Source organism: Lactobacillus helveticus DSM 20075 = CGMCC 1.1877, from assembly GCF_000160855.1.
Classification (GTDB): Bacteria; Bacillota; Bacilli; order Lactobacillales; family Lactobacillaceae; genus Lactobacillus; species Lactobacillus helveticus.
This window is the reverse complement of sequence record NZ_GG700752.1, coordinates 298,569-309,235: the sequence shown is the minus strand read 5'-3', so window position 1 is coordinate 309,235 and position 10,667 is coordinate 298,569. Positions and strand designations below refer to the sequence as shown.

Sequence of the window (10,667 nt, the reverse complement as noted above, 5' to 3'; positions counted from 1 at the left end):
CCCTTTTAGCACATTTGTTCCCTACTTTCTTTTTAAGATTATATCAAACATATGTTTAAGAAAGAGGGGGAACAAGCAAAAAAACAAAAGAAAAAAGCCGGATTCATCACGGGATTGAAATCCCGTGTTTTCTCCGGCAATTAATCAATAAATTTTTAGTGCGCAAAAGAAAATAATTACGAAACAAACTATAAATAATAAGGTTATGCCTAATGCCAAAAAGTAGAACCAGTTAGTCATCCTGATCCTCCTTTAAATACTCGACAATAATGTCAGTTTCCAAGCCTCGGTGTAAATGCTTAGCCAGTTTAGATAATTCTGGAAATTCCTGATAATTCTCTAAATCTATTTTTTGCATAGACATTTTTAAATCAATCGGAATAGGAATAGACATCTTACGCAAATTCTCTTTCGTAATAGTATTTATTTTTTCCATCATTTCCCGGGTAATTTGCGGTGAAATTACCATAAATGTGCCATCGGCTATGTAATAGATAAATTCACTTTTTAGCCGACTTATTTTTAAATCTTTAGCGATTTGCCGCAAAATCCTCAAATATTCATCTGGATAATATTCTGATAATTGCTTATATCGTTCACAACGAATTAAGCCAACATATGTCCATAAATTAAGATCGGCATAGTTTTCTATTTGTTGCAATTCACGCTGGTAAAATTTATTCGCATTATAGTAGGTTTGCAGTTTTACATTCAAATTATAGTGAGCAACATGTCTTTGGACGTCTTTTTCTCGCGCAGAGATTATTCTCCATTCAAGGATATGGTGTCGCAATATGCTCAGTAATGTGGCTTCAATTGGAAGAACTATAATTAAAGCCAATTTTTCAGAAGCAGGCATTACTACATAGCCCAGCAGAAGGAATCCCGCTGCTATCGTAGTCAAAATAATGATCAACCAGCTAATCGTATACCGTGCAGAAAAAAGACCCACAAATATCGCTAACAGGAAGATCATCATCAATCCATTATCAACATTTGGTGAGAAAGATTCTGCTATCCATAATACAATTACTGGGAAAACAAGTGTTGCTATCAAAGTCAAATATATTAGTCGGATATATTTTTTAGTCATCACTTAAGTCCCCTCAAAAAATTCCCAATGTAAAACAAAAAAGACTACTAAGAAATCTTATGATCTCTTAGTAGTCTCTCTGTTTTCTTGTTTTAAAAACGAAATTACTTGTTTTCGTCTTTTGCGGCCTTGTTCAAGAAAGCAACAACTGCTGCTACGTGAGCAACACGCTTCTTTGCGTTTCTCTTGTTCTTAGGTCTTTGGTTTGGTTCACAACCAGTGTTGTAATTTTCACCTTTACGCATAGTACTATACTTCCTTTCAGATTTTCGAAAATCTAGTATATTTTAGCATTACATTAAGCCAAGATCAAGTCTTCATTGATTTAAGCTTCAAGATCATTAGGCATATGAACCACAGTAATATAATTCAAAATCCTGTTAACATAACTTGAATCATCTTGAAATTCTTTGATCGTCTTTTTAGCCAGCTTTACTCGATCGGTAATTAAACCATCCACCTGCTCATACATCATCTTCTTCATTAGCTTTTCATCATTACTAATCACTTTCCTAGTTCTAACAAAAAAGACGAGGTATCCCTCGTCTTCTTCATCAACACACATTATTATAATTGCTTTAGCATTGACCACCATTTTTCAGATCGTCTGCTGTAACTTCTTCTGGTTCATATTGACTGACAGTCACACCACCATCAATAATTCCGCTGTCAGAAGACAAACTTAAAGTTGAAGCACGAGCATTTAATACTAAGCCTGGTTCAAAATAAGTAGTCTCTGGCTCTGCAGTGTACAAATCAAGTCCTGCATTATTTTCAATTTTAATATTGTACTTAGGATCTAGCTTTTCTAAAGTAACAAATTGAAAACTATCACCAATGGTACAAGTACCACCTTTTTTAGAGTATTTGTTTGAACCATCATCTAAGGCCAAAATTACAATTTGATGGTCCTTATCCATCTTCTTTTCGATTAACTCTTTTGCTTCAGGTTTAATATTGATTGAAATAGTTTTTTCTGTCATGTTCATTACCTCGCTTTAACTATAGTTTATCACTTTACCCCGTTTTTTCCTAAAAATATGCCTAAAAATGCGCTTTATCTTTAACTTTTTAAAATTTAGCATTGCAAGCAACATTAAAAAGGCTCAAAATGGTAAATAGGGTTTTTAGACGATTGTAATATGTAAGGGGGACCTTTTATGACCGTCTTAAAGAATATTGCTAAAGATAGAATTTTACAAATTACCGTTTTAATTACGGTAATCAGTCTTTTTTTTGCTAGACCGCGGTTTGCAGATATTAACTTTCATACGCTATGGTCTGTTGCCGCGATGTTAACGATTATCCAGATCTATGCTTACTTGCACGTTCTGGATATTTTGGCGTATAAACTTACAAGCATTGCAGATAATACTCGCAAGCTTAATATGTTATTTACAGCCCTTGCGGTTATCGCGGGGATGTTTTTGGGTAACGATATTACTGCATTGACTTTAATTCCGCTTTATTTAAATATTGCGAAGAGATATAAGCTGCCACAAATTTTGCCTGTTACCTTAATTGGTATGGGGGCAAATATTGGTGCTGCGTTTACTCCATGGGGGAATCCACACAATATTTTCTTAGTAAGTCGGTACAACGTCAGTCCACTTAAGTTTTTCGAGTGGTCTGCGCCTTATCTGATAATTTCTTTAATCATTATGTTGTTGGTCTTTATGTTGTTGGTCTTTTTATTCATTCCTAAAAACGAGATCCCTACTCAAAAAACAGAACCTATCAGAATTAGTTGCCCCCCTACTATTATTACAACCGTAGTATTTATCTTCTTCTTCTTTGGTGTCTTCAGAGCAATCGACATCATTTGGCCATTGATTGTTGCCATCGTTTTAGCACTTGCCATCAATCCGCGCATTATGCTTAAGATTGACTATGCCCTACTTCTTACCTTTACAGGCTTCTTCATCTTTATCAGTGATATCCAACAAATCCCGGCAATTGTTAACTTGATTCATGATATGGTCTACTCCGAAATCTCAACTTACTTTGCTTCAACCATTTCAAGTCAGGTAATGAGCAACGTGCCATCAACCATTTTGGTTGGTAAATTTACCAACTACGCCCAAGCCCTGTTCTTAGGTTCAAACATTGGTGGTTTTGGTTCTGCTATTGGTTCTATGGCCAATATGCTGGTACTAAAGAGCTTCAACCAACACGGTAGCGTAAGCAAGAAGAAGTTCTTTATTCAATGGACGATCATGCAGTTTGCTGGTTTGATTATTTTAACTATCGTTGGATTAGGATTATTAATATTCAGAATTTAATTCTTTTTTATTGCCTCCAATATCAGAAATGGATAAAATTAAATAAACGTATAGAAAGGAAAAATCATGTCACCATTAGTATGGATAATTTTAATTATCATTGTCTTATTAGTCGGTATCTATATTGCCATTTACAACGGATTGCAAAAATCTCGTGTTTACGTTGATGAATCATGGAGTCAAATTGACGTTCAACTTAAGCGTCGTAATGATTTAATTCCTAACTTGGTTGAAACTACCAAAGGCTATGCCAAACATGAAAAATCAACTTTAGAAGGTGTAGTTAAGCTGCGTGATCAATTGGTCAACGTTCCTCAGGGAGATCACGAAGAAGCAATGAAGTTGTCCAATCAAATTACTGATTCCTTAAAATCAATTTTTGCATTGGCTGAAGCTTACCCTGACTTAAAGGCAAATCAGAATTTCTTAAAACTCCAAGAAGAGTTGACTAACACAGAAAACAAGATTGCTTACTCTCGTCAGCTTTACAACTCAAGCGTTGCATCTTACGATCAAAAATTGCTTACTTTCCCTTCCAACTTAATTGCTAAGATTCACGGCTTTACCAAGATCGATTACTTGGAAACTCCAACTGAAGAAAAGGCTGTCCCTAAAGTTAAGTTTTAGTTAGAAGGAAAATTATGTTATACCAACAAATTGCCCGTAACAAGCGTAAAACTGCGTTAATTATGGTCCTCTTTGTGGTGATTTTAACCCTTGTTGGTGCTGGATTAGGCTATCTCTTTAGCAATCGCCCTTGGATGGGAATTATTATTGCCTTAGCAGGTAGTTTGATTTATTTATTAATCATGTGGCAAAATCCGGCCAATATGATTATGAGTCTTAACCATGCTCAAGAAATTCAGGAAGCAGATAATCCTGAATTGTGGCATATTGTCGAAGACATGGCGATGGTAGCCAGAGTGCCAATGCCGCGTGTTTATATTATCCCTGATCCAAGCCCAAATGCTTTTGCGACGGGACGCGATCCTAATCACAGCGCGGTAGCTGTAACCGAGGGAATTCTTCAATTAATGAACCGAGAAGAATTAGAAGGTGTGTTAGGACACGAATTATCACATGTTCGCAACTATGATATTTTGCTTTCCACCATTGCCGTTGTATTGGTTGGAGTAATTTCATTCATTTCTGGCATGGCATCCCGCTACATTTGGTTTGCAGGTGAAAGCCGTGACAGTGATGATGATCGCGATTCCAATGCCTTTGAGATGATCTTTAAAGTGGTAGCCATTGTCTTTGTCTTAATCTTAGGACCATTATCGGCTTCCCTTGCGCAAATGGCGCTTTCGCGTAACAGAGAATACCTAGCAGATGCTTCATCTGTAGAATTAACGCGCAATCCGCAGGGATTGATTTCCGCTTTGAGAAAAATTGAAAACAGTCAGCCAATGAAACAAGCTGACCGCAGCAGTGCTGGATTATATATCGAAAATCCATTTCATAATCATGGCCTATCACATCTGTTTGATACTCACCCACCTACAGAGGACAGAATAAAAAGACTTGAACAAATGTAAAAAAAGAATCTGGAAAGTTTGATACAATCCCACCTTCGTAAATAATTGAAATACATAAAGTATTCAATTATTTACGAAGGTGGGATTTTTTATGTCCAGAAAAAGTATGTATTCATTTAAGCAAAAGAAATGGGCAGTTGAACAGTATTTAAGCGAAAATATGAGTGCTGTTGAAATAGCTAGACGACTTAATATGCCGGAAAAATATGGGAGAGATCAAGTAACTGTATGGGTCCATCAGTATCAAAGCAATCAGGATGCTTTCTTAAGTAATGCCAAACATAATGCGCATTACTCTAAAGAATTCAAAGAAAAAGTTGTGCAGGAATACTTAAATGGCAATAGCTCCTTGTTTTCTTTAGCTAACAAGTATGGCATTAGAAGTCGCAACACAGTATTTAGGTGGGTTTCTAAGTATAATAATCATATAGATAATCGGGACTATGATCCCCATCCGGAGGTTCATATGACTAAAGTAAGAAGAAAAACTCCCCAATCAGAAAGAATCAAAATTGTTCAGTACTGTATTAATCATAATAAGAACTATACAGAGGCAGACGCAAGCAGCCAGAAGAACTGAGCGAGCTAGATTTAGCCAACCGCAGAATCAAGAGTTGGAACGAAAGCTGAAAGAGGAACAAGCCAAGAATGAATTCTTAAAAAAATTAGATCAACTAGAAAGGATGTGCTTGCCGGACAACCAAAATATAGACAAGCCGCAATAAAAAACGTTGGAAAATAGAAACACATCAACTAATTCATGATTGCCATCAAAAATACAATTGGAAGATTGATCTAATGTTCCGCTGGGCTAAAATAGCCCGCTCAGCCTATTACAAATATTTTGATCCTCAACGTCAGTCTAGCCAGCGTGATGAACGAGATAAAAGGATTGAAGCGAAAATTATCGAAATAGCTCAGTCTAATAATAGTCTGTTCGGAACAGAAAAATGACGATGGATGTTAATCGCCAAATGCCTGATGAAAAGCCAATTTATCATAAAACTGTTTACCGTTTAATGTGCATTAATGGCATCAGCTAGCAAAAGCCCAGATATCAGAAACCTAAATTCAAACATACAACGCCCGAGAAGACAGCCGAAAACAAACTAAAGAGAAACTTTAATGCTTCTAAGCCTAACGAAAAATGGTGTACGGATATTACTGAGGACGTTGCTCCTAACTTGCCCAAGGCATATCTTTGATCTCTATGATCGATACCCTGTAGGTTATGCAATTAGTAAGCATAATGATACTGCCTCGGTTCAATCAGCTTATGAGCAAGCTATTAAAGCTTATCCGAATGCCTATCCGCTCTTTCATAGCGATCGCGGCTTTCAATTCACTCGTGCGCCTTTCCAAAACCAGTTGAAAAAGCAAGGCATGATCCAATCTATGTCACGTGTTGGCTGCTGTATTGACAATGGTCCAATGGAAGGCTGGCAAGGTCTCATCAAGGAAATGCGAAAAGAAGCACTCAAAGGCAATATCAAGAGTTGTCCTATCGCACCAAATCATCGAATTGAAAGATACTGGCAAAAGATATACGAAAAGAAAATTAAAGAAGCTAAAAAAGTCCTCAACTGATTAATAATCAACTGAGGACTAAAAACTTTATGTAATTCTACTGTCTACTTGACAGGGAATGTATCAGTTTCCAGATTCTTTTTACTTTAAATTAATATTGGCTTGTCTGAACAATTCTTCTCGCATTGCTGCAGGAGTCATGTGATAGTATTGGTTAAATTTCTTATAGAAGAATGACTTGCTGGAATAACCTACTCGACCAATAATTTCTTTCAATGATAAATCTGGTTGAGCGAGCAACTCACGTGCTTCTTGCATTCTTCTTTCATCAACATGATCCACAAAGCTCTTACCAGTCTTTGCCTTAACCATATTGGAGAAATAGTTAGGATTAAAGCCAAAATACTTAGCTGCTTCTGCCAAAGATACGTCCGCAAAATGCATATCAATGTAATTATTCAATGATTTCTTTTCAAATTTGGTCTTGTCCAAGCTAGTTGGTGTAGCCATTCTTTGCGTCCTAATTGAAATAATGAACATGACAGTTAGTTCAGCTTGAATTAAGGCTTTAATGAATAAATCATTGTTCAAATATCCTCCAATAATGTGCTGCATTACTTGAGAGGCACGAGTTATTTGATTATTTTTCAGCCATAAAACATGTTCATTTTCAAGGCTGTCAACGATTTGCTTAATAACCTTAATCTCTCGGTTTCCTTTATAACTAAAATCGTTAAAATATTTACGATATTTAAAACCAGGCTTAAATTTTAATTTAGCAAGTACTGTATCTGATGTTTGTTTTGTAACCTCATAAATGCTATTTTCCGTAAGCAAAAGAACGTCACCAGATTTCATTGGGATAATCTTTTCACCACTCTTAATCGTCACAGTACCTTTGGCGACATATAAGATTGTCGAGACATCCATCCGATAACGATGAATGCCAGTATTATGATTTTCAAGGTAGATTGTAAACAGATCAAAATCAGGATTGCCAGCTTCGAGTTTTACCTCGTTTGTATCTGTTATGTTTGATTTTAATACGCTGGCTAGATATTGGTCCAAAGCAACAGCTGCCATATGTCCACCTTCCTTAAATTAAACAAATAATAATAGTACTATAAGTTCATTATAAAACAAAAAGATATTTAGTATTGTATATAATTGCCTTATTGTACTGAAATGACCCTTTTTACGGCAGTAGACAGGCAAAAAATCATTTTGTACAATCAGATATTATGATGATAGAAATTAGTGATGTAACTTTTTCTTACGAAAAAGAACCCCTTATCAACCAACTTAATATGAATATTGCACCCGGTTTTAATCTCTTGATTGGACCAACAGGCTGTGGCAAATCTACCCTATTAAAAATCATTGCGGGACTCTATCCAAAATACGCCGGAAAATTAACGGGAAAAATTGATCTTCATGGTCAAAAAGCGGCCATGATGTTTCAAAATGCTGCGGAACAATTTACGATGACAACGCCACGTGAAGAAATCATCTTTGCGTTAGAAAATTTGCAAATAAAAGCTAAGGATTATGACCTCCACATAAAAAAAGCGGTGGAATTCACCAAAATTGCAGATTTGCTTGACCAAAAAATCAATACACTATCAGGTGGGCAACAACAACATGTAGCTCTAGCCGTCTTAATTGCAATGGATGTCGATGTTTTTCTGCTAGACGAACCCTTTGCTAGTTGTGATCCCAACACGCGTCATTTTTTGATAGAAAAATTAGCAAGTTTAGCTGAAACTGGAAGAACGATCATATTAAGCGACCACGTATTGGATGATTATGAGAAGATTTGTGATCACCTATATCAATTTGAAGGTAAAACCGTTAAAGAATTATCTGCTAATGAAAAAAATAAATTGTTTAAGCAAAATAAACAATTTCATGAGCAATCTTATTCTTTTGCGTTGCCAACTGGCACACCTGTTTTTGAATTAAACAAGACACAGATCAAACAAAATCGTCTTTTGCTCAAACAAAACAAATTAAAAATCTACGGCAAAACAACTCTAATTACTGGTTCAAATGGTGTCGGCAAAACATCACTATTTAAAGCAATGAATAAAATGATTCCGTACAAAGGTAATTTTACCTATTTAGATAATGAAATTTCAAAGATAAAATACCGTAAATATTTATCACAAATAGCACAAATTTTTCAAAAGGCAAGCGATCAGTTTCTAACAGTTACAGTTAAAGACGAGATTGAATTAAGCAAAAAAGATCGCAATAATTTTTTCACTGATGCAAAAATTGATGAATGGCTAGAAAAGTTGCAACTAAAACAGCACCTTGATCAGGTAGTCTATTCTCTATCAGGTGGCCAACAAAAAAAGCTGCAAATTTTGTTAATGCTGATGACAAAGCATAATGTGTTGCTAATTGACGAGCCATTGAGCGGACTAGATCACGAATCAGTTGATTTAGTTTTGCAGCTGATGCAGGAATGCCAAGAGAAGCTCCAGCAGACGTTTTTGATCATTAGCCATCAGATAGACGCGTTAGCTGACTTTTGCGATTACAGGCTGGTTTTTGCGGATCAACAGCTAAAATATGTGGAGGAGTAAGCCATGAATTCTAGTTTAAAGTTTATTTTGGCTTTTATTATTTCCCTGGAAATATCTTTGAAGGCGAGTTTAACCACCAATTTAATCGTCATTGCTTTTGCGTTGATTTATCTCCTGGTTACTAGAATCAAGATCAAGGAATTGATTTTGTTAATCGCCGTGCCATTTATTGCGTCGTTCACGATATTTGCGTCGCTGTTCTGGTTTTCACCGACTCCTGATGCTTATTATGCTTGGAATCTGTCGACCCGTGTGTATGTCTATACTTTGACCATTGCTTGTGTCACGAGGAACACCACCGCGACAGATTTTGCTCGTTCACTTGAACAAAATCTGCATCTACCTAGCAAATTCGCTTATGGCGTTTTGGCGGCAATCAACATTATTCCGCGGATGAAAACTGCAGTGAAGCAGATTCGTACATCAGCCATGATGCGCGGAATGTACCTGAGCTTCTGGTCACCGGTGCTCTACTTTAAGGCAATCTTGGTAGCGCTCAACTCTGCCGACAACTTGGCGCAGGGCATGGAATCCCACGGCTACGTTGAAGGACAGAAAAGAGCAACCATTGTAGCAATTCCGCTAACTAAAAAAGACTGGCTGATTTTCTTTACTTTATTGATTTTGGTTAATATTTCGTTGTTCATTTTTAAGTAGGCAAAAAGATGGAAATTATTGAAGGAAAAATGCCCTTCATGGGCTATGAAACTTATTATCGAATTGTTGGTGAAAGAAGCGAGAAGCCGCCACTAGTTTTGCTGCACGGCGGACCTGGCTCAAGCCACAATTATTTTGAGGTGCTGGACGAATTAGCACAAAAAGATGGCCGCCGCATCATTATGTATGACCAATTCGGTTGCGGTGAAAGCAGCATCCCTGATGATCATCCTGAACTTTACACTAAGGAAACTTGGGTGAAAGAATTAGAGGCTTTACGTGAGCATTTAGCATTACGCAAGATGCATTTGCTTGGACAAAGCTGGGGCGGGATGCTCGCCATTATTTACATGTGTGACTATCATCCAGAAGGTATTCAGAGCTTGATTCTGTCTTCTACCCTGTCATCGGCATCCCTTTGGAGTAAAGAACTCCACCGCATGATTAAGTATTTGCCAATTGAGGAGCAGGCAGCGATTCATAGGGCTGAGTTGACTGGCAACTTTAACGATCCAGATTACCTGAAAGCTAACGAGCATTTCATGAACCAGCATGCCATTGATATGACGAAGACCTGGCCGAAATGCGTGATGCGCAAAAAGCGTGGCGGCACTGTGGCATATGAAACGGCATGGGGCCCGAACGAGTATACGCCAGAAGGCAATCTGCATGACTATGAGTACACGGATAAATTGAGCAAAATAAAAGTTCCAACTCTGATTACGAGCGGAACTGATGATTTATGTACGCCATATGTAGCTAAGACTATGCAAGATCAGATTGCCAGCAGCAAATGGCGTTTGTTTGAGGGATGCGGTCACATGTCCTTTGTTGAGAAAACTGATGAATATGTTGCACTACTACAGAAGTGGCTGGATCAACATGATGAATGATAATAGGCTGACCTCGATTGGTCAGCTTTTTTAGCTCTTTGTCAACTCCTGTTGATAATGAGTAAATGAAGAGAATCAAGCAGCCA

General features: G+C 37.1%; 14 protein-coding genes. 9 read left to right on the top strand and 5 right to left on the bottom strand.

The window, feature by feature from the left end; genetic code table 11:
- Positions 1 to 232: 232 nt before the first annotated feature.
- The 4 genes from HMPREF0518_RS01430 to HMPREF0518_RS01420 form a co-directional block, all read right to left on the bottom strand.
- Complete coding sequence (locus HMPREF0518_RS01430) at positions 233 to 1,093, bottom strand: hypothetical protein (RefSeq protein WP_003625387.1); 861 nt, start codon at positions 1,091 to 1,093, stop codon at positions 233 to 235.
- Between the two features lie 104 nt (positions 1,094 to 1,197).
- Entirely contained in the window at positions 1,198 to 1,338 is a 141-nt protein-coding gene (locus tag HMPREF0518_RS10000; protein WP_003548644.1) for a hypothetical protein, read from the bottom strand.
- An 80-nt stretch (positions 1,339 to 1,418) separates the two neighbouring features.
- Positions 1,419 to 1,658, bottom strand: a complete 240-nt coding sequence (locus tag HMPREF0518_RS09585; protein WP_023191967.1) for a glycerophosphoryl diester phosphodiesterase — start codon at positions 1,656 to 1,658, stop codon at positions 1,419 to 1,421.
- A gap of 13 nt (positions 1,659 to 1,671) precedes the next feature.
- Positions 1,672 to 2,076: an iron-sulfur cluster biosynthesis family protein gene (locus HMPREF0518_RS01420; protein ID WP_003625382.1), complete on the bottom strand. Its 405-nt coding sequence runs from the start codon at positions 2,074 to 2,076 to the stop codon at positions 1,672 to 1,674.
- A gap of 177 nt (positions 2,077 to 2,253) precedes the next feature.
- Between HMPREF0518_RS01420 and HMPREF0518_RS01415 the strand changes: the two genes are divergently transcribed.
- The 6 genes from HMPREF0518_RS01415 (at position 2,254) to HMPREF0518_RS10560 (ending at position 6,500) form a co-directional block, all read left to right on the top strand.
- Complete coding sequence (locus tag HMPREF0518_RS01415; protein WP_003625380.1) at positions 2,254 to 3,375, top strand: SLC13 family permease; 1,122 nt, start codon at positions 2,254 to 2,256, stop codon at positions 3,373 to 3,375.
- Positions 3,376 to 3,441: 66 nt separating this feature from the next.
- Positions 3,442 to 4,002, top strand: coding sequence for a LemA family protein (locus tag HMPREF0518_RS01410; protein ID WP_003625378.1), 561 nt, complete (start codon positions 3,442 to 3,444; stop codon positions 4,000 to 4,002).
- 14 nt (positions 4,003 to 4,016) lie between these two features.
- The gene (gene htpX / locus HMPREF0518_RS01405; protein ID WP_003625376.1) at positions 4,017 to 4,913 is read left to right on the top strand and encodes a zinc metalloprotease HtpX; all 897 of its coding nucleotides are present in this window, start codon (positions 4,017 to 4,019) and stop codon (positions 4,911 to 4,913) included.
- 91 nt (positions 4,914 to 5,004) lie between these two features.
- Positions 5,005 to 5,493 (top strand): helix-turn-helix domain-containing protein, encoded by a 489-nt coding sequence (locus HMPREF0518_RS01400; RefSeq protein WP_023192429.1) that lies wholly within the window; start codon positions 5,005 to 5,007, stop codon positions 5,491 to 5,493.
- 218 nt (positions 5,494 to 5,711) lie between these two features.
- On the top strand, positions 5,712 to 5,867 hold the full coding sequence (locus tag HMPREF0518_RS10565; RefSeq protein WP_003625372.1) for a hypothetical protein: 156 nt from the start codon (positions 5,712 to 5,714) through the stop codon (positions 5,865 to 5,867).
- 171 nt (positions 5,868 to 6,038) lie between these two features.
- Positions 6,039 to 6,500, top strand: a complete 462-nt coding sequence (locus tag HMPREF0518_RS10560) for a DDE-type integrase/transposase/recombinase (protein WP_003625371.1) — start codon at positions 6,039 to 6,041, stop codon at positions 6,498 to 6,500.
- A gap of 81 nt (positions 6,501 to 6,581) precedes the next feature.
- Here the strand turns inward: HMPREF0518_RS10560 and HMPREF0518_RS01385 are convergent, their stop codons facing one another.
- On the bottom strand, positions 6,582 to 7,523 hold the full coding sequence (locus HMPREF0518_RS01385; protein WP_003625369.1) for an AraC family transcriptional regulator: 942 nt from the start codon (positions 7,521 to 7,523) through the stop codon (positions 6,582 to 6,584).
- 158 nt (positions 7,524 to 7,681) lie between these two features.
- Here HMPREF0518_RS01385 and HMPREF0518_RS01380 point away from each other — a divergent pair, with 158 nt between their 5' ends.
- From HMPREF0518_RS01380 to pepI, 3 genes are read left to right on the top strand one after another with little or no spacing between them, the layout of a single operon-like run.
- The gene (locus HMPREF0518_RS01380) at positions 7,682 to 9,031 is read left to right on the top strand and encodes an ATP-binding cassette domain-containing protein (protein ID WP_003625367.1); all 1,350 of its coding nucleotides are present in this window, start codon (positions 7,682 to 7,684) and stop codon (positions 9,029 to 9,031) included.
- Positions 9,032 to 9,034: 3 nt separating this feature from the next.
- The gene (locus HMPREF0518_RS01375; protein ID WP_003625366.1) at positions 9,035 to 9,688 is read left to right on the top strand and encodes an energy-coupling factor transporter transmembrane component T family protein; all 654 of its coding nucleotides are present in this window, start codon (positions 9,035 to 9,037) and stop codon (positions 9,686 to 9,688) included.
- Positions 9,689 to 9,696: 8 nt separating this feature from the next.
- Positions 9,697 to 10,581 carry a proline iminopeptidase gene (pepI, locus tag HMPREF0518_RS01370; protein WP_003625363.1) on the top strand — a complete coding sequence of 295 codons (885 nt, stop codon included), beginning with the start codon at positions 9,697 to 9,699 and terminating at the stop codon, positions 10,579 to 10,581.
- Positions 10,582 to 10,667: the final 86 nt, after the last annotated feature.